This is a genomic window from Pseudomonas sp. W2I6 (assembly GCF_030815935.1).
In the GTDB taxonomy this organism is placed as follows: Bacteria; Pseudomonadota; Gammaproteobacteria; order Pseudomonadales; family Pseudomonadaceae; genus Aquipseudomonas.
The window spans coordinates 6,632,415-6,656,430 of sequence record NZ_JAUSXJ010000001.1; the positions used below are offsets into that span (position 1 = coordinate 6,632,415).

At 60.4% G+C, this 24,016-nt stretch carries 26 protein-coding genes and 1 pseudogene; 12 read left to right on the forward strand and 15 right to left on the reverse strand.

From position 1 onward, the window contains the following. The first annotated feature begins 263 nt into the window (after positions 1–263). Together ompR and QF039_RS30660 are read left to right on the forward strand one after the other, a co-directional pair. Positions 264–1,004, forward strand: coding sequence for a two-component system response regulator OmpR (gene ompR, locus QF039_RS30655; RefSeq protein WP_003213175.1), 741 nt, complete (start codon positions 264–266; stop codon positions 1,002–1,004). Between the two features lie 116 nt (positions 1,005–1,120). Further along, positions 1,121–2,434 (forward strand): ATP-binding protein, encoded by a 1,314-nt coding sequence (locus QF039_RS30660; RefSeq protein ID WP_003213176.1) that lies wholly within the window; start codon positions 1,121–1,123, stop codon positions 2,432–2,434. 124 nt (positions 2,435–2,558) lie between these two features. On the opposite strand, the gene rimK is transcribed toward QF039_RS30660, so the two are convergent. The 3 genes from rimK to QF039_RS30675 are packed head-to-tail and all read right to left on the reverse strand — an operon-like array spanning position 2,559 to position 4,739. After that, complete coding sequence (gene rimK, locus QF039_RS30665) at positions 2,559–3,464, reverse strand: 30S ribosomal protein S6--L-glutamate ligase (protein WP_003213178.1); 906 nt, start codon at positions 3,462–3,464, stop codon at positions 2,559–2,561. Continuing rightward, a complete protein-coding gene (locus QF039_RS30670; RefSeq protein ID WP_371132397.1) occupies positions 3,461–3,925 on the reverse strand; it encodes an ATP-dependent zinc protease in 465 nt (154 codons plus the stop codon). Before QF039_RS30670 ends, rimK begins: the two co-directional genes overlap by 4 nt. Positions 3,926–3,959: 34 nt before the next feature. Further along, a complete protein-coding gene (locus tag QF039_RS30675) occupies positions 3,960–4,739 on the reverse strand; it encodes an EAL domain-containing protein (RefSeq protein WP_003213183.1) in 780 nt (259 codons plus the stop codon). Between the two features lie 116 nt (positions 4,740–4,855). Between QF039_RS30675 and QF039_RS30680 the strand changes: the two genes are divergently transcribed. After that, on the forward strand, positions 4,856–5,263 hold the full coding sequence (locus QF039_RS30680; RefSeq protein ID WP_003213184.1) for an RNA-binding S4 domain-containing protein: 408 nt from the start codon (positions 4,856–4,858) through the stop codon (positions 5,261–5,263). Between the two features lie 42 nt (positions 5,264–5,305). On the opposite strand, the gene QF039_RS30685 is transcribed toward QF039_RS30680, so the two are convergent. Continuing rightward, entirely contained in the window at positions 5,306–6,106 is an 801-nt protein-coding gene (locus tag QF039_RS30685) for a phosphatase PAP2 family protein (protein WP_134325547.1), read from the reverse strand. A gap of 125 nt (positions 6,107–6,231) precedes the next feature. On the opposite strand from QF039_RS30685, the gene hslO reads away from it, so the two are divergent. Next, positions 6,232–7,134, forward strand: coding sequence for an Hsp33 family molecular chaperone HslO (hslO, locus tag QF039_RS30690; protein WP_102367891.1), 903 nt, complete (start codon positions 6,232–6,234; stop codon positions 7,132–7,134). 179 nt (positions 7,135–7,313) lie between these two features. Further along, positions 7,314–8,855: a phosphoenolpyruvate carboxykinase gene (locus tag QF039_RS30695; protein WP_177009301.1), complete on the forward strand. Its 1,542-nt coding sequence runs from the start codon at positions 7,314–7,316 to the stop codon at positions 8,853–8,855. 57 nt (positions 8,856–8,912) lie between these two features. Here QF039_RS30695 and QF039_RS30700 read toward each other — a convergent pair whose 3' ends face one another. Further along, positions 8,913–9,764 carry a DMT family transporter gene (locus tag QF039_RS30700; RefSeq protein WP_087692724.1) on the reverse strand — a complete coding sequence of 284 codons (852 nt, stop codon included), beginning with the start codon at positions 9,762–9,764 and terminating at the stop codon, positions 8,913–8,915. A 21-nt stretch (positions 9,765–9,785) separates the two neighbouring features. Between QF039_RS30700 and QF039_RS30705 the strand changes: the two are divergent. After that, a pseudogene (locus QF039_RS30705) lies at positions 9,786–9,908 on the forward strand (outer membrane lipoprotein carrier protein LolA); the annotation flags it as partial. On the opposite strand, the gene QF039_RS30710 reads toward QF039_RS30705, so the two are convergent. The 4 genes from QF039_RS30710 to QF039_RS30725 all read right to left on the reverse strand — a co-directional run bounded on the left by QF039_RS30710 (position 9,886) and on the right by QF039_RS30725 (position 11,944). Next, the gene (locus tag QF039_RS30710) at positions 9,886–10,239 is read right to left on the reverse strand and encodes a DUF1493 family protein (protein WP_134325549.1); all 354 of its coding nucleotides are present in this window, start codon (positions 10,237–10,239) and stop codon (positions 9,886–9,888) included. The pseudogene QF039_RS30705 and the gene QF039_RS30710 overlap by 23 nt on opposite strands. 169 nt (positions 10,240–10,408) lie before the next feature. Continuing rightward, complete coding sequence (locus QF039_RS30715) at positions 10,409–10,738, reverse strand: hypothetical protein (protein WP_177053990.1); 330 nt, start codon at positions 10,736–10,738, stop codon at positions 10,409–10,411. A 442-nt stretch (positions 10,739–11,180) separates the two neighbouring features. Continuing rightward, a complete protein-coding gene (locus QF039_RS30720) occupies positions 11,181–11,774 on the reverse strand; it encodes a putative adenosine monophosphate-protein transferase Fic (protein WP_003213199.1) in 594 nt (197 codons plus the stop codon). After that, on the reverse strand, positions 11,774–11,944 hold the full coding sequence (locus tag QF039_RS30725) for a YhfG family protein (protein ID WP_003213201.1): 171 nt from the start codon (positions 11,942–11,944) through the stop codon (positions 11,774–11,776). The genes QF039_RS30720 and QF039_RS30725 overlap by 1 nt, the downstream gene beginning before the upstream one ends. Before the next feature lie 209 nt (positions 11,945–12,153). Between QF039_RS30725 and QF039_RS30730 the strand changes: the two genes are divergently transcribed. The 3 genes from QF039_RS30730 (at position 12,154) to QF039_RS30740 (ending at position 15,555) form a co-directional block, all read left to right on the forward strand. Further along, positions 12,154–14,091 carry an ATP-dependent DNA helicase RecQ gene (locus QF039_RS30730; RefSeq protein WP_307522277.1) on the forward strand — a complete coding sequence of 646 codons (1,938 nt, stop codon included), beginning with the start codon at positions 12,154–12,156 and terminating at the stop codon, positions 14,089–14,091. 114 nt (positions 14,092–14,205) lie between these two features. Next, positions 14,206–15,063, forward strand: a complete 858-nt coding sequence (locus QF039_RS30735; protein ID WP_307522279.1) for a M15 family metallopeptidase — start codon at positions 14,206–14,208, stop codon at positions 15,061–15,063. Between the two features lie 60 nt (positions 15,064–15,123). Then, entirely contained in the window at positions 15,124–15,555 is a 432-nt protein-coding gene (locus tag QF039_RS30740) for a thioesterase family protein (protein ID WP_003213207.1), read from the forward strand. A 150-nt stretch (positions 15,556–15,705) separates the two neighbouring features. On the opposite strand, the gene QF039_RS30745 is transcribed toward QF039_RS30740, so the two are convergent. The 4 genes from QF039_RS30745 to QF039_RS30760 all read right to left on the reverse strand — a co-directional run bounded on the left by QF039_RS30745 (position 15,706) and on the right by QF039_RS30760 (position 20,587). Next, positions 15,706–16,188 carry a glycine zipper domain-containing protein gene (locus QF039_RS30745; protein ID WP_008435777.1) on the reverse strand — a complete coding sequence of 161 codons (483 nt, stop codon included), beginning with the start codon at positions 16,186–16,188 and terminating at the stop codon, positions 15,706–15,708. A gap of 231 nt (positions 16,189–16,419) precedes the next feature. Further along, entirely contained in the window at positions 16,420–18,768 is a 2,349-nt protein-coding gene (locus tag QF039_RS30750) for an FdhF/YdeP family oxidoreductase (protein WP_102367895.1), read from the reverse strand. Beyond that, positions 18,765–19,604, reverse strand: a complete 840-nt coding sequence (gene fdhD / locus QF039_RS30755) for a formate dehydrogenase accessory sulfurtransferase FdhD (protein WP_008435774.1) — start codon at positions 19,602–19,604, stop codon at positions 18,765–18,767. The genes QF039_RS30750 and fdhD overlap by 4 nt, the downstream gene beginning before the upstream one ends. A gap of 95 nt (positions 19,605–19,699) precedes the next feature. Then, complete coding sequence (locus QF039_RS30760; RefSeq protein WP_003213213.1) at positions 19,700–20,587, reverse strand: LysR family transcriptional regulator; 888 nt, start codon at positions 20,585–20,587, stop codon at positions 19,700–19,702. A 130-nt stretch (positions 20,588–20,717) separates the two neighbouring features. Here QF039_RS30760 and lysM point away from each other — a divergent pair, with 130 nt between their 5' ends. Next, entirely contained in the window at positions 20,718–21,158 is a 441-nt protein-coding gene (gene lysM / locus QF039_RS30765) for a peptidoglycan-binding protein LysM (protein WP_003213215.1), read from the forward strand. Positions 21,159–21,278: 120 nt separating this feature from the next. On the opposite strand, the gene yrfG is transcribed toward lysM, so the two are convergent. Further along, the gene (gene yrfG / locus QF039_RS30770) at positions 21,279–21,941 is read right to left on the reverse strand and encodes a GMP/IMP nucleotidase (RefSeq protein ID WP_003213217.1); all 663 of its coding nucleotides are present in this window, start codon (positions 21,939–21,941) and stop codon (positions 21,279–21,281) included. Positions 21,942–22,028: 87 nt separating this feature from the next. Between yrfG and nudE the strand changes: the two genes are divergently transcribed. Together nudE and cysQ are read left to right on the forward strand one after the other, a co-directional pair. Further along, positions 22,029–22,595 (forward strand): ADP compounds hydrolase NudE, encoded by a 567-nt coding sequence (gene nudE / locus QF039_RS30775; RefSeq protein WP_003213218.1) that lies wholly within the window; start codon positions 22,029–22,031, stop codon positions 22,593–22,595. Continuing rightward, the gene (cysQ, locus tag QF039_RS30780) at positions 22,592–23,428 is read left to right on the forward strand and encodes a 3'(2'),5'-bisphosphate nucleotidase CysQ (protein WP_003213220.1); all 837 of its coding nucleotides are present in this window, start codon (positions 22,592–22,594) and stop codon (positions 23,426–23,428) included. The genes nudE and cysQ overlap by 4 nt, the downstream gene beginning before the upstream one ends. A gap of 113 nt (positions 23,429–23,541) precedes the next feature. Here cysQ and QF039_RS30785 read toward each other — a convergent pair whose 3' ends face one another. Continuing rightward, positions 23,542–23,997, reverse strand: a complete 456-nt coding sequence (locus QF039_RS30785; protein ID WP_003213222.1) for a YiiD C-terminal domain-containing protein — start codon at positions 23,995–23,997, stop codon at positions 23,542–23,544. Between the last annotated feature and the right edge of the window lie 19 nt (positions 23,998–24,016).

The window sequence follows — 24,016 nt, forward strand, 5'->3', positions numbered from 1 at the left end:
CAAGAGGCAGCCTATTGACCCTCGAAATCGAAAAAATCACTACAAGCGGGTGAAAAAAATCCCCTGGCAGTAAACGGTAACGAACTGACGTTGCCCTGCACAAAGGCGCCGCATTATAACCAGCGTTCTGCCCTTGGGGGGATTGCCGCCAAGGTTGTAGGGCGCGGGTTCGCTGGCGGTAGAGGAAAAATCTGCTAACAATGCACACGGTGCGTATAACGGCAGCTACGCCATAATGCGCGCCGAGATAAGAGGAGCATCTAATGAGCAGCACTGCACAAACTGCTGAAGGCGAAAAAATTCTCATCGTTGATGACGATCCGGGGCTGAGCAGCCTGCTGGAGCGTTTCTTCAACTCCAAGGGCTACCGTGCCCGCGCGGTGCCAAACACCGAACAGATGGACCGCCTGTTGGGACGTGAAGTCTTCAACCTGGTGGTGCTGGACCTGATGCTGCCCGGCGAAGACGGCCTGACCGCCTGCAAACGCCTGCGCGGTGCCAACAATCAGATCCCGATCATCATGCTGACCGCCAAGGGCGATGAGCTGAGCCGCATCAAGGGCCTGGAACTGGGCGCCGACGATTACCTGGCCAAGCCGTTCAACCCGGACGAGCTGATGGCACGGGTCAAGGCCGTACTGCGTCGCCAGGCCGCCCCGGTACCGGGCGCTCCAGGCAGCGAAGACGAAAGCGTGACCTTCGGCGACTACGAGTTGTCGCTGGCCACCCGTGAGCTCAAGCGTGGCGATGAAGTGCACATGCTGACCACCGGCGAATTCGCCGTGCTCAAGGCACTGGTGATGAACGCTCGCCAGCCGCTGACCCGCGACAAGCTGATGAACCTGGCCCGTGGCCGTGAGTGGGACGCCCTCGAGCGCTCCATCGACGTACAGATCTCCCGTCTGCGCCGGATGATCGAGCCCGATCCATCCAAGCCGCGTTATATCCAGACGGTGTGGGGTGTGGGTTACGTGTTTGTGCCGGATGGCACTGCAACCAAGTGACCGATGATTTGCAGAGGCGGGCGTGCCGGTGATGACTCGATAAGAGTCAGCCGGTTGCCCGGCGTTTGCAATTCTGCGAGCTTGGCTCGCTCCTGCAAGGTGTCCAGCTGTCTTTTATGAAAACCCCGTTGTGGTTCCCGCAGAGTTTCTTCTCACGCACCCTTTGGCTGGTGCTCATCGTCGTACTGTTTTCCAAGGCCCTGACACTGGTTTATCTGTTGATGAACGAAGACGTGCTGGTGGACCGGCAGTACAGCCACGGTGTCGCGCTGACCTTGCGTGCCTATTGGGCCGCAGACCCCGAGAACCGCGAGAAGATCGCCAAGGCCGCTACCCTGGTCCGGGTCGCGGGCGCGGGCGTGCCCGAGGGCGAGCAACATTGGCCCTACAGCGAAATCTACCAGCGCCAGATGCAGGCCGAACTGGGTGAAGACACCGAGGTGCGGCTGCGCATGCATGTGTCGCCGGCGCTGTGGGTGCGAGCGCCGAGCCTGGGGGAGGACTGGCTGAAAGTGCCGCTGTATCCGCATCCACTGCGGGGGCAGAAGATCTGGAACGTGCTGGGCTGGTTCCTGGCGATTGGCTTGCTTTCCACCGCGTCTGCCTGGATTTTCGTGCGCCAGCTCAACCAGCCGCTCAAGCGCCTGGTGTTTGCCGCACGCCAGCTGGGCCAGGGCCGCAGTGTGCGCCTGCCCATCAGCGATACGCCGAGTGAAATGACCGAGGTGTACAGCGCGTTCAACCAGATGGCCGAGGATGTCGAACAGGCGGGGCGCGAGCGCGAGCTGATGCTGGCGGGGGTGTCCCATGACCTGCGCACGCCGCTGACGCGTCTGCGGCTTTCCCTGGAACTGATGGGTAACCACACCGACCTTACCGACGACATGGTTCGAGACATCGAGGACATGGACGCGATTCTCGACCAGTTCCTGGCGTTTATCCGCGATGGCAGGGACGAGGTGGTGGAAGAGGTCGACCTGACGGACCTGGTTCGCGAGGTGGTTGCGCCTTACAACCAGAATGGCGAGCAGGTGCGCATGCGCCTGGAGCCGATCCAGCCGTTCGCGTTGCGTCGGGTTTCGATGAAGCGCCTGCTGAATAACCTGATTGGTAACGCGCTGCATCACGCTGGTTCCGATGTGGAAGTAGCAGCCTACGTTTCCGGGGATACCAGCGCGCCTTACGTGGTGCTGAGTGTCATGGACCGTGGGGCCGGTATCGATCCGGCGGAACTGGAAGGTATCTTCAACCCGTTCACCCGCGGCGACCGTGCCCGGGGTGGCAAAGGCACGGGCCTGGGGCTGGCGATCGTGCGGCGGATTGCTTCGATGCATGGCGGCAATGTCGAATTGCGCAACCGGCCGGATGGCGGCCTGGAAGCGCGAGTGCGCTTGCCGTTGGGGCTGATGTTGCCCAGGGATGCGGTCTAAATGTGGGAGCGGGCTTGCTCGCGAAGGCGGTGGGTCAGTCCATAGAAATGTCGACTGATCCACCGCCTTCGCGAGCAAGCCCGCTCCCACACTGGTTTTGCGGTGCTTTATAGGTCGGGTGTATTCAGCCCTTGCCTTTGGTGCGCGTCATATTCGGCCCACCACTCTTCTCCAGATGCTGAATGATGATCCCCGCCACATCCTTGCCGGTGGTGGTCTCAATTCCTTCCAGGCCCGGTGACGAGTTCACCTCCATCACCAGCGGCCCGTGGTTGGAGCGCAATATATCCACACCCGCCACGCTCAACCCCATGACCTTGGCTGCCCGCAGTGCGGTCATGCGTTCTTCCGGGGTGATCTTGATCAGGCTGGCACTGCCGCCACGGTGCAGGTTGGACCGAAACTCACCCGGCTTGGCCTGGCGCTTCATCGCGGCAATCACCTTGTCGCCCACCACGAAGCAGCGGATATCCGCACCGCCGGCTTCCTTGATGTACTCCTGCACCATGATGTTCTGTTTGAGGCCCATGAACGCCTCGATCACCGACTCGGCCGCAGTCGCGGTTTCACACAGCACCACGCCGATGCCCTGGGTCCCTTCCAGCACCTTGATCACCAGCGGCGCGCCGTTGACCATCTCGATCAGGTCGGGAATGTCATCCGGGGAGTGCGCAAAGCCGGTGACCGGCAAGCCAATGCCACGGCGCGACAGCAACTGCAGCGAGCGCAGCTTGTCCCGCGAACGGGCGATAGCCACCGATTCATTGAGGGGAGACACCCCCATCATTTCAAACTGGCGCAGTACCGCGCAGCCATAGAACGTCACGGAAGCACCGATACGCGGGATCACCGCATCGAAGCCTTCCAGCGGTTTGCCCCGGTAGTGGATCTGCGGCTTATGACTGGCAATGTTCATATAGGCGCGCAACGTATCGATCACCACCATCTCATGGCCACGTTCGGTGCCGGCCTCGACCAGGCGACGGGTGGAATACAGACGCGGGTTACGCGACAGCACAGCGATCTTCATGCAGCACCTGTGGCAGAGGTAGTAGAGACCGGGAACACCGGCTTGTCTTGAACGTATTTGACGCCGGGACTGACCACCAGTTGGCCGTCAATCAGGGCCTTGGAGCCCAGCAACAGGCGGTAACGCATGGCCTTGCGGCAGGCGAGGGTGAATTCCACCCGCCATACCCGATCGCCCAGGGCCAGGGTGGTGCTGATCACATACCGCACCTGGGCCTGGCCGTTGGAGCTTTTAATGGTTTTCATCGCCACCAGCGGTGCTTCGCAGCGCCGGTGACGCAGTTGCACCACGCTGCCCAGGTGCGCGGTGAAGCGCACCCACTTTGCACCGTCGCGCTCAAATGGCTCGATCTCGGTGGCATGCAGGCTTGAGGTACTGGCGCCGGTGTCGATCTTGGCGCGCAGGCCTGCCACTCCCAAGTCGGGAAGTGCCACCCACTCACGCAGACCCACAACGGTCAAATGGTCAAATGTCTTCAATATGAATAACCGGCAATTAATTCGCCCAAGCGGCGGGTGATACCTCGGCCAGGGCTTTGAATGCAGGCTTGGCGAACCAGTAGCCCTGCATCAGAAATATTCCACAGTCGGCGAGAAAGTCCCGCTCGCCGGCGCTTTCGATGCCCTCGGCGATGACAGTAACGCCCAACTGCTCACAGATTGTGACAATCCCCCGGACGATCACCTGACGGACACGATCACGGTCGACATCGCGGATCAGCGCCATGTCGAGTTTGATCAGGTCAGGTTGGAAATCGGCCAGCAGATTCAGCCCCGAATAGCCCGCCCCGAAATCGTCGATGGCGGTCTTGAAGCCGAATTCGCGGTATTCACGCAGAATATTCGTCAAATGGCGATAGTTATCTACATGCTCGCTTTCCAGGGTCTCGAAAATCAGCCGATCCAACGGAAAATTATGCGCCCGGGCCGCCTCCAGGGTGCTGCGGATGCACAGTTCTGGTCGATAGACCGCATTGGGCATGAAGTTGATTGAAAGGTGCGTCTGCATGTTGAGTGTCGAAGCGGTGGCGATCGCGCGGGTGCGGCATTGCTGGTCGAAACGGTAGCGATTGCTGTCGTTGACCTGATCCAGCACCGTCAACGCGCCCTCACCGTTGACGCCGCGCACCAAGGCTTCATGGGCAAAGACCGACTGGTCACGCAGGTCCACGATAGGCTGATACGCAAAGGCAAACTCAAAGCCCAGCGGCTCACTTTGCTGGCAGCCCGCACAGGCTTGTTTGGGCGAGGTCAGTGAAATGGGAAAGTCGGTCACACGTTAACCTCGCGAAAACAGGATGCTACCTGGCGTATCTTAGGTGAGCTCAAGGGTTTATGCGTTGAAGGGTTTCAACGGTAAAGTTGCGACATTTTTCAGAGCGAGGAATTCAAGTGGCTCAGAAGCAGGAAGAGGAAGAAAAAGTCCGTTTGGACAAGTGGTTGTGGGCGGCGCGTTTCTTCAAGACCCGTGCCTTGGCCAAGGCGGCGATCGAGAGTGGCAAGGTGCATTGGCGCGGCGAGCGTTGCAAGCCCGGCAAGGAGCCACGCATCGGCGATGAGTTTCAGATCCGTGCCGGGTTTGATGAACGAACCGTCGTGGTCCAGGCGCTTTCAATTGTGCGAAGGGGCGCTCCCGAGGCGCAGGCGTTGTATACCGAGACCGAAGCCAGCATCGCCAAGCGCGAAAACGCGGCGGCCATGCGCAAGGCGGGGTCCCTGGGCATGACCACCGACGGCAAGCCAAGCAAGAAACAGCGGCGCGACCTGTTCAAGTTTCGCGGCAGTGGCAATGATGATTAATCGGCAGACCGCAGGAGCCAGGTCGGCTCCTGCTATTCCAATTCAAACGCTGCGAATCACGCTCAAGCGATTAACCAGCGGTACTCGCCGAAACAACTCAAACACCGGGCCCGTCACTCGCACCAGCCCCCGCGAAACCTTCGCTGCAAAGGGCGTGTAGTAACCCCAGCCCAACGCCAACAGCGCCAGCAACACCCCACCGATATAATCGTCCTGCCCCCAATGCGCACCGGCTACCAGCCGCGGCATCATGAACAGCAGCGCCAAGCCCCAGATCACCAGCACCTGCCCGATCCGCTTGGCAAACACGGTCATGAACATGCCCCAGATCAGCAATACCGATGCATGATCCCCCGGGAAGCTCTGGCTGGAGCGGTCCTTCAACTCCCATGTCTTCTCCAGGCCCGGGAAATAGTCGCTCATCTGAATCGCGCCGCTGATCACCATCGACGGGCTATGGTGTTGCCAGCCCATCTGCGCCGCCAGCTTGGAAAACAGCATGCGGATAAACAGCAACAGCAGCAGAATGCCCAGGAAGCCGAAAAACGCCTGGCGCACTTCAATCGCCTTGAACACCCAGTCGCCACGGATCAACAGCGTCAGCAGAATCACCCCGACCACCGCGTCAAACGGCCGCAAACTGGCCACCGCCCACACATGCAGCCACGCGGAGCTGCTTGCCAGCGGGTCATTGAGCAGATGAAACAGCCACTCGTCGAAAACCGTGCAGAGCGCCTGGCCCGCCGGCCAGAGCCAAAAACACAGCAGCCCCACAGCGAGTAAATTACACAGGGCCAATCGACCGAGGTCCCACCTGGCTTGGAACAAACCCGGATTGTTCATAAACTGTTTCCTCTTAGCTTTAAAGCGCTTCGTTTTCCCGCAGAAGGCCGCACCAAAACGGTGCTAAAGCGTGTAATTCTATAAACCTTGTCATCTTTTTGTCATCAATTCAGATACCCAGACCTATGACTGATCTACCGGATACCGACTTCACCCAACGCTTCATCTTCGACGACAGCGACGCCCGCGGCGAACTGGTCGCCCTGGAGCGCAGCTATGCCGAAGTCCTCGCCAAGCACCCCTATCCGGAGCCGGTCGCGCAATTGCTCGGCGAGCTGATGGCGGCTGCCTCGCTGCTGGTGGGCACCCTGAAGTTCGATGGCTTGCTGATTCTGCAGGCCCGCTCCGAAGGCCCGATCCCGCTGCTGATGATCGAATGCTCCAGCGAGCGCGAAATCCGTGGGCTGGCCCGCTACGACGCGGACCGCATCGCCGCCGATGCGACCCTGGCTGACCTGATGCCAGACGGCGTGCTGGCCCTGACCGTCGATCCGACGGTAGGCCAGCGTTACCAGGGCATCGTCGACCTCGACGGCGAAACCCTGTCCGACTGCTTCACCAATTATTTCGTGATGTCCCAGCAAGTGGGCACCCGCTTCTGGCTCAACGCCGACGGCAAGCGCGCCCGTGGCCTGCTGCTGCAACAACTGCCGGCTGACCGCATCAAGGACGAAGAAGACCGCGCCGACAGCTGGGCCCACATCACCGCCCTGGCCGGCACCCTGAAAGCCGAAGAGTTGCTGGGCCTGGATAACGAAACCATCCTGCACCGCCTCTACCACGAAGAGGCCGTGCGCCTGTTCGACGTGCAGTCCCTGCGCTTCCACTGCAGCTGCTCCCGCGAGCGCTCGGCAACTGCCCTGGTCAGCCTGGGCCTGGAAGATGCGCAGGACCTGGTGGTGGAACACGGTGGCAACATCGAGATCGACTGCCAGTTCTGCAACCAGCGCTACCTGTTCGACGCTGCCGATATTGCTCAATTATTCGCCGGCGCGGGCGTAGACACCCCTTCAGGCACCCGCCACTAAAACGTTTAAGCACAGGTAAATCACCTGACAAACGCCGGATTTCCGCCGTTCTGACCGGAGGGCCCTACTCTTTTTGGGCTTTTCTGGCATAATCCGGCCCACTTTTTTCGCGGTAGTAGTGCGCAACTTTCTACTACAAAACGTTTGGAGCACTCGGCCACTGGCCGACGGGGAACCTCATGACGCAAGCCAATAACGCCGTATACACCGATCTGAGTGTTGACGATCTGGTCAAAGAAGCCCTGCAGCGCGGTGAAGGCGTGCTTGCCGATACCGGTGCGCTGGTCGTAGAAACCGGTCACCGTACCGGCCGTTCGCCAGTCGACCGCTTCATCGTTGAAGAGCCTTCCACCCAGGCTGCCATTGCCTGGGGCCCGATCAACCGCAAGTTCCCGGCCGACAAGTTCGATGCCCTGTGGGCTCGCGTCGAGGCATTCAACAACGCGCAAGAGCATTTCGTTTCCCACGTTCACGTAGGGGCTGCAGAAGACCACTACCTGGCCGTGAAAATGACCACCCAGACTGCCTGGCAGAACCTGTTCGGTCGTTGCCTGTTCATCAACCCGGCCCAGTACAACCCGGCCGGTCGTGACGAGTGGCAAGTGCTCAACGTGGCCAACTTCGAGTGCGTGCCAGAGCGTGACGGCACCAACTCCGACGGTTGCGTGATCCTCAACTTCGCCCAGAAAAAAGTCCTGATCGCCGGCATGCGTTACGCCGGTGAAATGAAAAAAGCCATGTTCTCGGTGCAGAACTTCCTGCTGCCGGCCTCCGACGTGCTGCCGATGCACTGCGCAGCCAACATCGGCGAAGCCGGCGACGTGACCCTGTTCTTCGGTCTGTCGGGCACCGGTAAAACCACCCTGTCCGCCGACGAAAGCCGCTACCTGATCGGCGACGACGAACACGGCTGGGGCGAAGGTGTGGTGTTCAACATCGAAGGCGGTTGCTATGCCAAGTGCATCGACCTGTCCGAGAAGAACGAGCCGGTGATCTGGAAAGCCATCAAGCACGGCACCGTGCTCGAAAACGTGGTGATCGACGATGCCAAGCACGCCGACTACACCAACGTCAGCCTGACCCAGAACAGCCGCGCCGCCTACCCGCTGGAGCACGTGGCCAAGCGCTCCGAGAAAAACCTCGGTGGCGAGCCAAACGCTGTGATCTTCCTGACCTGCGACCTGACCGGCGTACTGCCGCCCGTGTCGATCCTCAGCGAAGAACAAGCGGCGTACCACTTCCTGTCCGGCTACACCGCTCTGGTGGGCTCGACCGAAATGGGTTCGGGCGGCGGCATCAAGTCGACCTTCTCCACCTGCTTCGGCGCGCCATTCTTCCCACGCCCGGCTGGTGAATACGCAGAACTGCTGATCAAGCGCGTGCGTGGCTTCGGCTCCAAGGTCTACCTGGTCAACACCGGCTGGACCGGCGGCGGCTACGGCGTTGGCAAGCGCTTCAACATCCCGACCACCCGTGGCGTGATTGCAGCGATCCAGAGCGGTGCGTTGATTGGTGCCGAGACCGAGCACCTGGACACCATCAACCTGGACGTGCCATTGGCTGTACCGGGCGTCGAGACTGGCCTGTTGAACCCACGTAACACTTGGGCTGACAAGGCTGCCTACGATGAAGCGGCGAAAGCGCTGGCGGGTCTGTTCATCGAGAACTTCAAGAAGTTTGAAGTGAGCGATGCGATCAAGGCTGCGGGTCCGAAGTTGTAAGATTCGGCCGTTGTGAAAAAGCCGCCCCTAGTGGGCGGCTTTTTTGTGGGCGAAGGATCAGTCGACGAGGTGCAGAACCACGGCTCCCACTAACACCAGCACCACACCGGTCACTTGCACCGCTGACAGCCGCTCCTTGAAAAACACAAACCCCAGAATCGCGGCGATCCCACCGGACAGGGTGCTGATCACCGTCACCACGGAAACCGACCCCGCCATTGCACCCCACGAGAACGCCGAGAACCCACCCAGGTTCATCAGGCTCGCGCTGGTCAGCGTTGCGCAGTTTTTCAGCGGTGGGATTTTCAGGCCGTCTTTGATCTTAAGCACCATCAACACCAGGACGCACAGGCCAACCAAATACCCAAGCCAAAGCATCGTGACCGGGCCAAGCGTCGGCAGGGTGTAGCGGCCCTGCACCCAAAAGCTTGTGCCGTAGAGCAACGCTGCGAGCATCGCGTAGGCGATTGAGCGGCTGGAACTGTTGTGAGGGACGCCATTGTCCTTATGAATGCTGGACAGGATCACGCCAATTACGCAGAGAGCGATGCAGCCGAGTTGGATCAGGCTGATGTGTTCGCCGCTGGCCCATGACAGCAAAGTAGTCACGACACCGTAGGACGTCACCAGCGGCGCGACAATCGCCGCTTTGCCCAGCGAGAAGGCCTTGGACAGCGCAAGGGCGCCGGAGACGGTCAGCAGGGCTGCTGCGGCTCCCAGGAGCCACACACTCAAAGGCGCCGCGAGGGATTTGACGAGGAAGGCCGGGAATATGACCAGCAGCAGGGTCATGATCAGGAAGCCCAGCGCCTGGCCGAAGTACACCGCGCGTTTGACGCCGACAGCTCGGGCGTTGAGGCCCACGAGGAAGTCCGTGCCGCCCCAGAGCAGGGCGGCCAGCAGGCCCATTAGTACGTCCATGTAAGGTCCTTGGTTGTAGGTGCGAGCTTGCTCGCGAAGGTCGTTAACGATAATGCGGGCTTTCAGGGGGAACGCGGCGCTCTCAGGTTTTTCGCGAGCAAGCTCGCTCCTACAGGTTTTCCAGGGTTTGCGTGTCCCAGCGTTGGGCCTTGATAGCCAGGTAAAGCATGCCGATGGTCAGCGGGATTTTGTCGCCGCGGCCTTTGGCTCTGTGCTTCAGGAAGACATCGAAGACAGGAGGTTGGAAATAACGATAAGCGTCGTAGTCGTTCAAGTCGACAGCGAAGTCTTGCTCCAGAGCTTCCATCAATTGATTGGCTTCGGTGCCGTCGCAGCCCAGTTCGAGGTTGATGGCGGTTTCAAGGCGCAGCGTCTTATGTTCGGGCAGGCCAATTTCTTCATGCAGCAGTTGCAGGAGCTGCTGCATCGCGATGTCTTCGGGGAAGTTGGGGGCCAGGTTCATGGTGGTTACGCGAGAGTGGGTGGAGGCGACCGACTTTATCGATGGCACCGCGATCCTTCAAACGAAACTGGTCAAATGTGGGAGCCGGGCTTGCCCGCGATGGCGGTGTTTCAGTGGTAAAGGTGTTGTCTGACACTCCGCTATCGCAGGCAAGCCAGCTCCCACATTTTTAGCTGTGTGGCTGCTCAGGTGGTGTTCGCTTTACGGCGTCGGTGGTGGTGAGTCGCATCATGCCGGTTTGGGCGACTTCCAGTAGATCGCAACCGTCCTGGACGAGCAGATACAGGGCGTTGGTGATATGCGAAATATCTTTGAGGTCGGCCTGTTCGAAGGTCAGGCAGGAGAAGGTTTCCAGGAGATCGGCTGCGGCGCGGATGCGTTGGTGGGCTGCGGACTGGATATCTTCGGCGGCGGCTTCGGTGTCGATGAGCAGGGGGTGGGTATCGGTGAAGTTGGTGCCAAGTGGAAGGTAGCGGTTTTTCGCTTCAGGTGTTTGCATTGGAAGGTACTCGGTTTGCTGTTAAGTAACCGTCGTCACCGTGGCCAAACGATGGGTGGCGGACTGTGCGCAGGTTGGCCAACCGGAAACAGCAATCCGGCACGTCCGAGGACGTCCCACACACAGCCGCCATAACATTGCGCTGAGAGGACGATAGACGTCCGCCAGACAAGTGATGGCACTTATGTGTGCTGTTTTCGAGTGACCAAACCCGGTCGCTGAATTTGCAACGACGGGGCGAACCTTGGCGGGAGTGTGGGGCGAGAGCAATAAACAGATCGTTACCAGCTTTAACGGATACTGATCGTTCCCACGCTCCGCGTGGGAATGCATCCCGTGACGCTCCGCGTCACCAGTGTTCATGGCTTGGGTCGTGCGCGGATGACGGGACGCGGAGCGTCCCTGGCGGCATTCCCACGCGGAGCGTAGGGAACGATCGGGGTTAGCGCGGGGTGCTGATACACCGCTCGAAAATCGCCTCCAACCCCCGATAATCACACGCCACCGCATCGATGTTCGCCGGTATCCACGCTGCGTTCTTCACCAGCCACCAGTTCACCGAAAACCCGGCATTCACGATGATCTGCTCGAACAGAATCCGCTGCGCCCGGCCGTTCCCTTCGCGAAACGGGTGGATCACGTTGAGGTCGCCATAGGCCTCGGCAATTTGCGTCACCAACTCCGCCTGCGTCACCCCGACAAACCAGTTCGCCTGCGCCATGTGCTGGATGATCTTGCTCGCCTCAGGCGGGATACGCTCCGGTGTGCAGAACAGCGTGTCGCCCTTCTGGATGTTGACCGTACGCAGTTCCCCGGCCCATTCGTAAATGTCCGCGAACAGGGTGCGGTGGATGTGTTGCAGGCGTTCCAGGTCGTAGGGCGGGGGATACAGCGGAAGGCTGCCGACAGCGATTTCAGACAGTTCCCGCTCGGCCTGGTGCAGGCGTTCTTCGTCGAACAAATCGAGGCGGTTACGCAGGACGCTGCTACCGGGGTAGCAGTACGGGTCCTGGCCCACGCCATATTTGTCGAGCATCAGCGTGGGGTGTTGCGGTACTTGGCGAGGACGGCTTCGCGGGTCGGCAGGGGTTTGTCGACGTCGGCGGGCTGGGTGTCGAACCCTTCCAGGCGCAGGCTGGCCAGGTAGTTGGAACGACGGATCTTGTCGTAGTGATCCTGCTTTTGCTCAAACGTCAGTTCGGCCATGACAGCGTCCTCTCGGTGCGAAGGTTGATTGTAGCGCAATGAGTTTCGAGATGCGTCCCGCGTAAGGTTGGAACGATTCTTACGGGTGCCTACTCCACTTCCCAGGCTGTGTATCATCCAGACTCTTTTTTCCTTGCGACCTTTCTCGATTCGCTGAATGCGCTGGTCTATGTTTTGGGCTCGTTCAGCGGTCAATGGAGTGACAGCTTATGCACAACACCCTCCAACAGGTCTTCGGTTATCCACAGTTTCGTTTGGGCCAGGAGGCGGTGGTCAGTGCCGTGCTGGCCGGCCGTTCGGCGGCGGCAATTTTCCCCACCGGTTCCGGCAAGTCCCTGTGTTATCAACTTTCCGCTGTGTTGCTGCCGCACCTGACGCTGGTGGTGTCGCCGTTGCTGGCGCTGATGCAGGACCAGTTGGGTTTCCTGCAGCGCCACGGTATCTCGGCGGGCAGCATCGACTCGGCCCAGAGCCGCGATGATGCCAATGACGTCATGGCCCGGGCGCGTTCGGGCGAGCTGAAGATCCTGATGGTTTCCGTGGAGCGCTTGAAGAACGAGCGCTTTCGCAACTTCCTGCAAAGCGTGCCGATCTCGCTGCTGGTGGTGGATGAGGCTCACTGTATTTCCGAATGGGGCCATAACTTTCGCCCGGACTACCTGAAGCTGCCGGATTACCAACGCCAGTTCCGCATCCCCCAGGCGCTGCTGCTGACCGCCACGGCGACGCCCAAGGTGATCGCTGACATGCAGGCCAAGTTCGCCATTGCACCTGACGATGTGATCACCACCGGGTTCTACCGCTCCAACCTCAACCTGCTGGTTGAGCCCGTCAGTGGCCAGGACAAGCGACGCCGGTTGGTGACGTGGATGCAGGAGCGAGCCAATCAGCCAAGCATCGTCTACGTCACGCTGCAAAAAACCGCGGAGCAGATTGCCGAGCATTTGAATCGCAATGGAATCCAGGCCGAGGCTTATCACGCGGGCCTGGCTCACGATAAGCGGGAAGCCATTCAGAAGCGATTCATGGGCGGGCAGTCCAACTGCATCGTCGCCACCATTGCCTTCGGCATGGGCATCGACAAAAGCGATATCCGCAACGTGGTGCACTTCGACCTGCCCAAATCCATCGAGAACTACAGCCAGGAAATCGGCCGCGCCGGGCGTGACGGGCAGCCGTCTGAGTGTCTGGTTCTGGCCAACCGCGACAGCCTGAATATCCTGGAAAACTTTGTGTACGGCGATACGCCGGAACAGGAAGGTATTCGCCGAGTCCTGGAGGAAATACAGGCGGTCCGTGCCGATGGACAGTGGGAGTTTATGCTCCGCTCACTGTCGGACCACAGCAACATCCGTGAACTACCGCTGAAGACCTTGCTCGTGCAGCTTGAAATCAAGGCTGTGATCGCGCCGCGCTACGCGTTTTATGCCGAATACCGCTTCAAGTATTTGATTGAACCAGAGGCATTGCTGGCGCGTTTTACCGGCGAGCGGCAGCAGTTTGTCGCAGCGATTATCCAGGTCTGCAAACGGGCGAAAACCTGGGCGACGGTGGACTTCGACGCGCTGTATCAACAGCACCAGGCCGAGCGCAGTCGGGTGGTGAAGGCCCTGGATTACTTTCAGGAACAAGGCCTGATCGAGATGGAAAGCCGGCAGATGACCGAGGTTTACGCCCTGCTGAATACCGACTTCGATCCACAGGCGCTGAGCACGGAGTTATACACAGGCTTCAAGCAGCATGAGGTGACGGAGGTGGCGCGAATTCACGCCATGCTGGATCTGTTCGCGACACAGGAGTGCCTGGGTTACCGCCTGGCGCACTATTTCGGCGATGAAAACGCGCCCCGGCAGTGCGGGCACTGCTCGGTGTGCCACGGTAACGTCGCCCACTTGCCGGCGCCGCCGAGCTTGCCGCCGCTTGTGGATAAAAACTTTCTCGCGCTGTGCGGTGAATTTATCCACAGCCACCATGAATACAGCGGCGACTTGCCAAGCGCGGAGCGGCTGACACGGTTTTTATGCGGTCTCAGCGTGCCGTTGTTTACCAAGCTGAAGGCACGAGGGATTCCAGGTTTCGCGGTACTGGAGGAGTATCCCTATGCAGAGGTTCGTGAATGGGCGGAGGCAGGGTTGGAGGCACTCTGATTTCCGGTCTGGAGGGTCGCGCTTTCCCTTCCAGTGGCAGACGCCGCCGACAGCCGGACCGTGCCCGCAGGTGAGAAGGTTTGACGCTTCACTTCTTCTGCAAAGGAATTGCCCATGGCTTTTGGTTTTTCTCGTGGTGTTGTCCCCGGCGTCTTGCTGTTCGCCGGGTTGCTGGTCGCACAAGGCACGCTGGCCTCGGTCATCCCGTTGAGCGTGAATGACTGTCGGCAGATGCAGCTTCGCAACACCATCACCGCCGCCAATCCATTGCCCTGCGCACGCCTGGCGCGGGTGACGTTCAGCTATGTGGACTTTGGCGGAGTGCTGCATAACAACGGGCAGCTCGTGGTGCTGGATGCCATCGCACCCCATGTGGAGGAGATCTTCAGGCAGTTGCTGCAACGTCGGTTCCCGGTGCGTCAGGCGGTCAGGCTGGAAACCTATCGAGGCAACGACAAGGTCTCGATGGCCCGCAACAATACCAGTGGTTTTAATGGGCGCCAGGTCAGTGGCGCTTCGGGGTGGTCGCTGCACGCCTATGGCGCCGCAATTGACCTTAACCCTCTGCAAAACCCATTCGTTTTGTTCGGGCGTAACCCGCGAGGTGAATTCACCGGCCAGGCCACTGTTGAGCCCAGGGCAAGTACCGCAAATGCCGTTAACCGCCTGGATGCCCGCCCCGGCAAGCCGGCGCGCCCTGGCCGGGCAGAAGAGGTGATTGACCTGTTCGCCGAACACGGCTTTTTGACCTGGGGTGGTTATTGGGATTTTCCGCTGGATTACCAACACTTCCAGATCGGCCGGCGTTCGTTCGTGGAGTATCTGGCGCGGGTCACGCCGCAGCAGGCCAGCGCTGCAGTCGAGGCCTATATCACCGCCTATCGCCAGTGCCTGCAGCAATCGGCCGAGACGGATCAAGCGCTCAAGCGTATGGCGTGCGTCCAGCAAACGATTGAGCAAAGCCCAACCTAGGCTTGCGGGTAGTGCTTGAACCCAGTATCAAGAGAGCCTCCTCCTGCCCGGGTTTTACCGATGACCAACGCCATGCCACAACGCGCCGATTACCGCCACTTCCAGCCGATCATCACGCGCTGGCACGACAACGATGTATATGGCCATGTGAATAACGTCACCTACTACAGCTTCTTCGACACCGCGGTGAATACCTACCTGATCGAGCAGGGCGGGTTGGATATTCATGACGGCGAAGTGGTTGGGTTTGTGGTGAGTTCGGCGTGCGACTACTTCGCCTCGATTGCCTTTCCGGACCGCATCGAGATCGGCCTGCGGGTGGGCAAGTTGGGCAACAGTTCGGTGCAGTATGAGTTGGCGGTGTTCAAGGCGGGAGAAGAAGATGCCTGTGCTGCGGGGAGGTTTGTGCATGTGTTTGTGGATCGGGCGTCGAACCAGCCGGTGACGATCCCGGGGATGTTGCGCGAGGCGTTACAGCGATTGGTGATCTGAATACGATCTGCGAAGCAATGAAAGTCAAATGTGGGAGCGGGCTTGCTCGCGAAGGCGGTGGATCAGTCGCCGGATGTATTGGCTGATACAACGCCTTCGCGAGCAAGCCCGCTCCCACATTAAACCCGCGTTGTTCTTTCGATTCGCGTGTTACCGGTGGTGGCGATAGTGATGCTTGTTTTTGCGATGCCCATAAGCATGGCCGCGCCCGCGATGGTCATCGCGGTCATAACGGCGGTTATCGCGCCCACGGTAACGACGATCATCGTCATCGCTCTTGTTGCCCATGTAGTTGCCCAGTGCACCACCGGCGCCACCGCCGGCTGCTGCGCCGATCAGGCTGCCGGTGCTGCCGCCGACACTGCGACCCACCACGTTGCCGCCGGCCGCGCCCAATGCGCCGCCAATGGCTGCTTCACCGCGGCTGCGCTTGTCTGCGCCCACCGCACTGCCGCCTGCGCCGCCAAGAGCCGCACCGATGGCTGAACCAGTGTTACCGCCCAACTGCTGACCTACGACAGAACCTAGAACCCCGCCCAATGCGCCGCCCACACCGGCTTCGGTGGTGCCACCGGCCATGGCTGCGCCACTGACCAGGCCAAGGGACAACAAGAGAATCGAGGAGAACTTCATAGAGGAACCTCAAGAGGATGACGGCGCGATCCTGAGGTTGTATCGAGACGGTGACAATCGAAACCCGACCAGTGGTATGGGTTGTATACAATTCTCTAAGTTACTGTTTTGTATGAGGAACTTAAGTGAGTTTTGCGAGTCTTTAGTTACTTCGGAACGGCCGCTTTTATGCAAAAGCGGCCTTTTTTGTGCCCGTAAGAAACTCGGGTGCTGTCTGTGGCGAGGTGTCGCTTAGGCCGACTTCGCCATGATCAAGCCGGTCGCACTCGCTGCTTCCAGGCGGATCGCTACAAACTTCGACGTTGGCGTATGGCTGCCATCCCCCGTGCTTTCCAGCGGCACCAGCGGATTCACTTCCGGATAATAAGCCGCAGCCTGCCCCGCCGGAATATCAAATGCCAGCAAGGTAAAGCCCTTCACCCGACGCTCACGGCCGTCGTCCCAGATCGACACGATGTCAGCCTTCTGCCCCGGCTTGAAGCCCAGGCGGATGATGTCGGCTTCGTTGACGAACAACACATCCCGCTGGCCCTTGACCCCGCGATAGCGGTCGTCCAGGCCATAGATGGTGGTGTTGTACTGATCGTGGGAGCGCATCGACTGCATGATCAGGTCCGGCAATTGCCCGGTGTTGCGGGTGCGTTCGTGCACCAGGTCCTTGGGCAGGATGTTCGGGCGGAAGTTGGCGCGGCCCGACGGGGTGTTCCAGCGACGAGCGCCAGCCGAGTTGCCCAGGTAGAAACCGCCCGGGTTTTTCAGGCGCTCGTTGAAGTCCTTGAAGCCCGGAATGGTGTCGGCGATCAGGTCGCGAATACGGTCGTAATCGGCCACCAGCCAGTTCCAGTCCACCGGCTTGCTGCCCAGGGTGGCGGCGGCAATGCCCGCCAGAATCGCAGGCTCGGATTTCATCTGTTTCGACAGCGGCTGCAGCTGGCCGTTGGAGGCGTGGACCATGCTGAACGAGTCTTCAACGGTCACGGCTTGCGGGCCTTCGGCCTGGATGTCGATGTCGGTGCGGCCCAGGCATGGCAGGATCAGCGCGTCCTTGCCATGCATCAGGTGGCTGCGGTTGAGCTTGGTGCTGATCTGTACGGTCAGGTCGCAATTGCGCAGTGCTTCAAAGGTGCGTGGGCTGTCCGGCGTGGCTTGGGCGAAGTTGCCGCCCAGGCCGATAAAGACCTTGGAGCGGCCTTCGAGCATGGCGTGAATCGCTTCCACCACGTTGTGGCCGTTATCGCGCGGTACCTGGAACTGGAAACGACGCTCCAGGGAATCGAGGAACGCCACCGGTGGCCGTTCGTTGATGCCCATGGTGCGGTCGCCCTGCACGTTACTGTGGCCACGCACCGGGCACAGGCCTGCGCCCGGGCGGCCGATGTTGCCGCGCAGCAGCATCAGGTTGGCGATTTCCTGGATGGTCGGCACCGAGTGGCGATGCTGGGTGATGCCCATCGCCCAGCACATGATCACGTTCTTGCCTTTGGCGTACATGCGCGCCGCTTGCTCGATCTCCACCAGGGTCAGGCCGGACTGCTCGACGATTTCATCCCATGAGGTGTCGTCGATCTTGCCCAGGTAATCCAGCACGTTGGCGGTGTGTTCGTTGAGGAAGTCGTGGTCGAACACGGCCTCCTTGCCTTCGGCCTGGGCCTGGCGTTCCCACAGCAGCAGGAACTTGGCCATGCCCCGCAGGATGGCCATGTCGCCTCCCAGCGCCGGGCGGAAGTAGGCGGTGTTGGTTGGCTTGTCGCCGTTGGTGAGCATTTCCAGCGGGTGTTGCGGGTGCTGGAAGCGTTCCAGGCCACGCTCTTTCAGCGGGTTGATGCACACCACCTGGGCGCCGCGTTTTACCGCTTCGCGCAGTGGCTCCAGCATGCGTGGGTGGTTGGTGCCGGGGTTCTGGCCCCAGACGAAAATCGCATCCGCATGCTCGAAGTCATCGAAGGTCACGGTGCCTTTGCCCACGCCCACGCTTTGCGCCAGGGCGACGCCGCTGGCTTCGTGGCACATGTTCGAGCAGTCCGGGAAGTTGTTGGTGCCGTAGGCGCGCACAAACAGTTGATACAGGTAAGCCGCTTCGTTGCTGGCCCGGCCCGAGGTATAGAACTCGGCCATGTCCGGGTTTGGCAGCGCATTGAGGTGCTTGCCGATCAAGTCGAAAGCCGATTCCCAGCTGATAGGTTTGTAACGGTCGGTTTCGGCGTCGTAGCTCATCGGCTCGGTCAGGCGGCCCTGATACTCAAGCCAGTAGTCGCTCTGCTCCAGCAGCGCGCTGACGCTGTGCTTGGCGAAGAATGCCGCGTCGACCCGGCGCTTGGTGGCTTCCCAGTTGACCGCCTTGGCGCCGTTCTCGCAGAACTTGACCATGCCGCTTTCCGGCGAGTCGCCCCAGGCGCAGCCCGGGCAGTCGAAGCCGCCGTTCTGGTTGGTCTTGAGCATCATGCGGATGTTTTTCAGCGCGTTGTCGCTGGTCAGCCAGGCCTGCGCCACGCTGATCAGTGCGCCCCAACCACCCGCCGGGCCTTTATAAGGCTTGTAGCGCGGGGTGGGTTTGTCGTCGGCTTGATGATGATTACTCACGCTTGATTCTCCATCGCAGGGCTATAGACCCGCGGCGCACTTTTCTGCGGCAGGTGGATGAGATTGAGGTTGTGCCGGCGAGCCCATTGCAGGGCCAGGCCGGTGGGCGACGACAGGCTGACCAGGGTCTGGATGCCTGCACGCAGGACTTTCTGGATCAGTTCGAGGCTGCAGCGACTGGTAACAATCGCCAGGCCGCCGTCGGTCGGAATCTTTTGGCGGATCAGCGCACCGATCAGCTTGTCGAGGGCGTTATGCCGGCCGATGTCTTCACGGCCCAGCAGCAATTCGCCCTGGTTGTTCATGAACACCGCCGCATGCACCGCGCCGCTGTACTGGCCCAGCGGTTGGAACGCGCTGATGCGCTGGCGCAGGCCATCCAGCCATTCGGCAGGCGGCAACGGCGCGCCGGGCAACACCTTGAGGTTGGGCAGCGCCTGCTCCACGGCTTCTACGCCGCACAGCCCACAGCCACTGGTGCCGGCGAGTTGCCGGCGCTGCTGCTTCATATTCCAGAACGCGCGGCTGGAAATCTGCACCTGAGCGTATTGGGTCGAGCCCGAACCGCTGATTTTCAGGTCATAAATGTCGCTAACGTCTTCGATAATGCCGCTACCGATGCTGAATCCGACAATAAAGTCTTCAAGGTCGGTCGGCGTCACCAGCATCACCGCCTGGCTGATGTCGTTATAGGCAATCGCCAACGCGACTTCCTCGGCAAGCGCGGTGCTGGCCGATTCGGTGTGTTCGAGATTACAAAACTGGTAGCTCTGGCTGGCGGCGGGCGCGGGCGTCTCGAGGGCGGGCGCCGCGCAGACTGGGCGCTGGGCGTTCATTGGGCATTACCACCGGGAGTATTCAGCTGTAAGACTAGGCGCGACAAAGGGTCGCGTCTAATCGTCAGTACTGATCTACCGATAGATGCCGTCGATCAAGTCTCGATCAGCGATTTCTGGTACAGCGCAAAACACGCTTCCGCCAAGGCCGAACGGGGTGCACTGCGGCGCATGATCAACCCCAGGCGAGCCAAAGTGTGAGCGTCTTCAATGGGTTGCAGGCGCAGGTGCTCGGTGAGGGCGTCGAGGCCGCCGTCCAGTGGCATCACCGCGCAACACAGGCCGCCGTGCACCGCTTGTAACAATTGATGGACGGCATCGGTCTGCAACAGCGGCTGCGGGTTGAGGCCGCGGCTGTGGAAGTTATGGTCGATGGACTGGCGAAAGTGCATGCCGCTGGTGAGCATGCCCAAGGGCAGTTCGATCAGCGCCTCCCAACTCAGGGGCTTGTCGCCGAAGCTGAAGAACCGCTGGTCGTACAGCAGGCCCATGCGGGTTTCGCCCAGGGCCAGGGAGTCGAAACGCTCGGCGTCCAGGCGCTCGAGGTACGACACACCGAGGTCCAGGCGGTTGCTGGCAAGTTGTTCAAGGATTTGCTCGGAGCTTAACGCGGACAACTCAAAGCGCAGGCTGGGGTGTTCCTTGTGCAGCTTCTGCATCAACGCCAGCGGATCGAAGCTCGACAACGGCACCACCCCCAGGCGCAACGTGCCTACCAGGTTGCCGCGACACGCAGCGGCCTCGGCCTGCAAGCCGTCATAGGCCGCCAGCACCGTGCGTGCCCAGGCCAGCACGCGTTCGCCGGGGGCGGTAAAGCCTTCGAAGCGCTGCCCGCGATTGACCAGCGGCAACTGCAGCTCTTCCTCCAGGCTGCGCAGGCGCATCGACAGGGTCGGCTGGGTGATATGGCAGCGCGCCGCCGCCTGGCCGAAGTGACGGGTTTCGTCGAGGGCGATGAGGAATTTCAGCTGTTTGATGTCCATCTTCGCTCCGGGCTTATTCCAATGCGGTGGGATTCTAGCGTGTTTGGGTCTTTGGTCAGGCTGGAACCCAATTCTGTAGGACTGGTCTAGTCTTTGGCATCTGGAAATTAAATCCCAAGGAGAGCGCACCATGAGTCTTTTAAGCTTTGTTAAGGAAGCAGGCGAGAAGTTGATTGACCTGTTGACACCGGGTAATGCCAACGCGAGCGAGCAGTTAAAAGAGCACGTGGCCAAGGTTGGATTGGGTAACCCCAATGTGCAAACCACCGTCGACGGTGACAAGGTGACCGTGACAGGTGAAGTCGCCAGCCAGGAAGAGAAAGAGAAGATATTGCTGGCGCTGGGCAACATCGCCGGCGTTGCGAGTGTTGATGACCAGATCACCGTTTCCGGTCCTGCTGTCGCGGCGGCCCGCTTTGTCGTGGTGAAAAAGGGCGACACCCTGAGCGCTATTTCGCTGGCGGTGTATGGCAACGCCAACCAGTACAACAAAATCTTCGAAGCCAACAAGCCGCTGCTGTCCCATCCGGACAAAATCTACCCAGGGCAGACGCTGCGTATTCCTGAGTAATCCGCGGACCCAATGTGGGAGCGGGCTTGCTCGCGAAAGCGGTGGATCAGTCAATATATTCATTGGCTGACACACCGTATTCGCGAGCAAGCCCGCTCCCACATTGGACCTTCAGCGTTGTTACAAACCTACGATCAAGTCCCGGTAATCCCCAACCGCTGCAAACTCCGCCGTGTCCTTGGGCCCCTTCCGGCTGTCCGGTTCCTTCACCGCCAGCAAGTGCCCCACGCCAAAATCCCGGGCGCTGCGCAGGATCGGCAAGGTATCGTCGATAAACAGGCTGCGGGCCGGGTCGAAGGCGATGTCGGCGTGCAGGGCGTCCCAGAACTGCGGGTTTTCCTTGGCAAAACCATAGTCATGGGAGCTGATCAGTCGCTCGAAATAAGGCGCCAACTCGATGCGTTCCAGCTTCAACGACAGCGAATCCCGATGGGCATTGGTGATCAGGATCACCCGCTTGCCCGCCTGTTTGATCGCCGCCAGGAAGGTGTCGGCATCCGGGCGCAAGGCAATCAGGTGCGCGGTTTCCAGCTTGAGCTCGCGCACCGGGATCTTGAGTTCGGCGCTCCAGAAATCCAGGCAATACCATTGCAACTGTCCGGCGTTACGCTCGAACAGCGGCTGCAGCTCCATCTCGGCCATGGCCCGGCTCACACCATGCAACTCGGCATAGCGCTGGGGCAGGTGCTCCATCCAGAAATGGTTGTCGAAGTGCAGGTCGAGCAAGGTGCCGTCCATGTCCAGCAGGACGGTGTCGATGGCGTGCCAGGGCAATGGAGGCATAAAGAACACTCATGTAAGAAAAGATATCCGACACAGACAATCGGAAAAGCCACGGTATAGTAACCCGATCACGCCAAGGAGCCGCTCATGCGCCAGAAACCCACCGTCCTCGCCCGCGAAATAGTCGCCAGTAGCCGTTTGTTCCGCGTGGAGGAAGTGCAATTGCGCTTTTCCAATGGCGTGGAGCGGACCTACGAGCGCCTGGTGGGCAGGGGTGCCGGATATGGCGCGGTGATGATCGTGGCGATGATCGACTCGGACCATGCGTTGCTGATCGAAGAATATTGCGGCGGCACCGACGAGTATGAACTGTCACTGCCCAAGGGCCTGATCGAACCGGGCGAAGACGTGTTGGCGGCAGCCGACCGTGAGCTCAAGGAAGAAGCCGGTTTCGGCGCCCGCCAGTTGGAGCACATCACCGAGCTGTCGCTGTCCCCCGGCTACATGAGCCAGAAAATTCAGGTGGTGCTGGCCACCGAACTGTATGAAGAGCGCCTGGAAGGCGACGAGCCCGAGCCGATGCGCGTCGACCGGGTCAACCTGCGGGAGCTCTCGCAGTTGGCGCAGAACGAGCAGTTCAGCGAGGGCCGCGCGTTGGCCGCGCTGTACCTGGTACGCGACCTGTTGACTCAACGTGGAGCGTTCCAGCCATGAGCGAACTGTTCCTGGGTCACCCGTTTATTGCCCCCGCGATCGAACTGGCCCGCCAGGCTGGCGAGGTCATCCTGCCGTATTGGCGCGCCGATGTTGCCGTCACCACCAAGACCGATGATTCACCGGTCACTGCCGCCGACTTGGCTGCCCATCACTTGATCCTCGCCGGGCTGACTGCGTTGGACCCGAGCATTCCGGTGCTCTCGGAGGAAGACGCCGACATTGACCAGAGCGTGCGCGCCGGTTGGCAGCGCTGGTGGCTGGTGGACCCGCTGGATGGCACCAAGGAATTCATCTCCGGCAGCGAGGAGTTCACCGTCAACATCGCGCTGATCGAAAAAGGCCGCGTGGTGTTCGGTGTGGTGTCGATGCCTACCAGCGGTCGGTGCTACTTCGGGGGTGCCGGGCTGGGTGCCTGGCGTTCCGATGTAGGTGCTGCGCCCAAGCAAATCCAGGTGCGCCAGACACCGGCGAGCGGTGAAGCATTTACCGTGGTTGCCAGTCGTCGCCATACGAGCCCTGAACAGGATCGCTTGCTCGCTGGCTTGAGTGCCGGATTGGGCGAGCTGAAGCTGGCTAATATCGGCAGTTCTTTGAAGTTTTGCCTGTTGGCTGAGGGCAGCGCCGATTGCTATCCGCGCCTGGCGCCCACCTCGCAGTGGGACACCGCTGCGGCACAGGGTGTGCTGGAAGGAGCGGGCGGTGAAGTGCTGGAATTGAATGGGCAGCCGTTCAGTTACCCGGCGCGGGAATCGCTGTTGAATCCGTTCTTTTTGGCACTGCCGGCCAAGGCTGAATGGCGTGAGCGGTTGCTGACTCTGGCCCGTTCTTAAACACAGCGCCGATCAAAAATGTGGGAGCGGGCTTGCTCGCGAAGGCAGTGTGTCAGTCACCAGATGTATTGGCTGATCCACCGCTTTCGCGAGCAAGCCCGCTCCCACATTTGTTATGTGTGCAGGACGTACTGCCCGGTAAAGGCCACGGCCCGCTCTTCACTGCCCTCGTTGACGATCCATGTCTCCAGCGCCAAGCGCGCCCGGCCATAACGCTTGTAGGTGGCGACGAATCGCTTCCACACCTTGTCATCAGGTGCCTGGCAAATCGCCGTCGCATCGGTGGTCACCGGCAGCGGATAACTGATCTGCCCTTCCTGAATCACGATGTGCCCGTCTTCAATCCCTTCCTCACGCAACTGCAAATGCAGCCAGCCCCAACCTGCCAGCACGGCGCCGCAATACAGGCTGCCGCCAAACATGGTGCTCTTGTGGTTGATGTTGGCGTCCAGCGGCAAGCGCAGTTGCAGCTGCCGGTCCTGCCAGTCGATAACCTTGAGGCCCATTTCCCGGGTCAGGGGAATGTCGTGGTGAAGGATCGATTCCAGGTAACGGCTATCGCGACTCATGGTGGCCTCGTGGCAGGGG

Excerpts from the sequence above, each read along its gene's own strand:
- QF039_RS30735 (WP_307522279.1), top strand. The coding sequence starts at position 14,206 with ATGGCTTTTGGTTTTTCTCGTGGTGTTGTCCCCGGCGTCTTGCTGTTC.
- QF039_RS30700 (WP_087692724.1), bottom strand. The coding sequence starts at position 9,764 with ATGGGCCTGCTGGCCGCCCTGCTCTGGGGCGGCACGGACTTCCTCGTG.
- QF039_RS30730 (WP_307522277.1), top strand. The coding sequence starts at position 12,154 with ATGCACAACACCCTCCAACAGGTCTTCGGTTATCCACAGTTTCGTTTG.
- rimK (WP_003213178.1), bottom strand. The coding sequence starts at position 3,464 with ATGAAGATCGCTGTGCTGTCGCGTAACCCGCGTCTGTATTCCACCCGT.
- nudE (WP_003213218.1), top strand. The coding sequence starts at position 22,029 with ATGCGCCAGAAACCCACCGTCCTCGCCCGCGAAATAGTCGCCAGTAGC.
- QF039_RS30685 (WP_134325547.1), bottom strand. The coding sequence starts at position 6,106 with ATGAACAATCCGGGTTTGTTCCAAGCCAGGTGGGACCTCGGTCGATTG.
- fdhD (WP_008435774.1), bottom strand. The coding sequence starts at position 19,604 with ATGAACGCCCAGCGCCCAGTCTGCGCGGCGCCCGCCCTCGAGACGCCC.
- cysQ (WP_003213220.1), top strand. The coding sequence starts at position 22,592 with ATGAGCGAACTGTTCCTGGGTCACCCGTTTATTGCCCCCGCGATCGAA.
- yrfG (WP_003213217.1), bottom strand. The coding sequence starts at position 21,941 with ATGCCTCCATTGCCCTGGCACGCCATCGACACCGTCCTGCTGGACATG.
- QF039_RS30715 (WP_177053990.1), bottom strand. The coding sequence starts at position 10,738 with ATGCAAACACCTGAAGCGAAAAACCGCTACCTTCCACTTGGCACCAAC.
- QF039_RS30740 (WP_003213207.1), top strand. The coding sequence starts at position 15,124 with ATGACCAACGCCATGCCACAACGCGCCGATTACCGCCACTTCCAGCCG.
- QF039_RS30725 (WP_003213201.1), bottom strand. The coding sequence starts at position 11,944 with ATGGCCGAACTGACGTTTGAGCAAAAGCAGGATCACTACGACAAGATC.
- QF039_RS30745 (WP_008435777.1), bottom strand. The coding sequence starts at position 16,188 with ATGAAGTTCTCCTCGATTCTCTTGTTGTCCCTTGGCCTGGTCAGTGGC.
- ompR (WP_003213175.1), top strand. The coding sequence starts at position 264 with ATGAGCAGCACTGCACAAACTGCTGAAGGCGAAAAAATTCTCATCGTT.
- lysM (WP_003213215.1), top strand. The coding sequence starts at position 20,718 with ATGAGTCTTTTAAGCTTTGTTAAGGAAGCAGGCGAGAAGTTGATTGAC.
- QF039_RS30760 (WP_003213213.1), bottom strand. The coding sequence starts at position 20,587 with ATGGACATCAAACAGCTGAAATTCCTCATCGCCCTCGACGAAACCCGT.
- QF039_RS30660 (WP_003213176.1), top strand. The coding sequence starts at position 1,121 with ATGAAAACCCCGTTGTGGTTCCCGCAGAGTTTCTTCTCACGCACCCTT.
- hslO (WP_102367891.1), top strand. The coding sequence starts at position 6,232 with ATGACTGATCTACCGGATACCGACTTCACCCAACGCTTCATCTTCGAC.
- QF039_RS30785 (WP_003213222.1), bottom strand. The coding sequence starts at position 23,997 with ATGAGTCGCGATAGCCGTTACCTGGAATCGATCCTTCACCACGACATT.
- QF039_RS30695 (WP_177009301.1), top strand. The coding sequence starts at position 7,314 with ATGACGCAAGCCAATAACGCCGTATACACCGATCTGAGTGTTGACGAT.
- QF039_RS30720 (WP_003213199.1), bottom strand. The coding sequence starts at position 11,774 with ATGCTCGACAAATATGGCGTGGGCCAGGACCCGTACTGCTACCCCGGT.
- QF039_RS30710 (WP_134325549.1), bottom strand. The coding sequence starts at position 10,239 with ATGAACCTGGCCCCCAACTTCCCCGAAGACATCGCGATGCAGCAGCTC.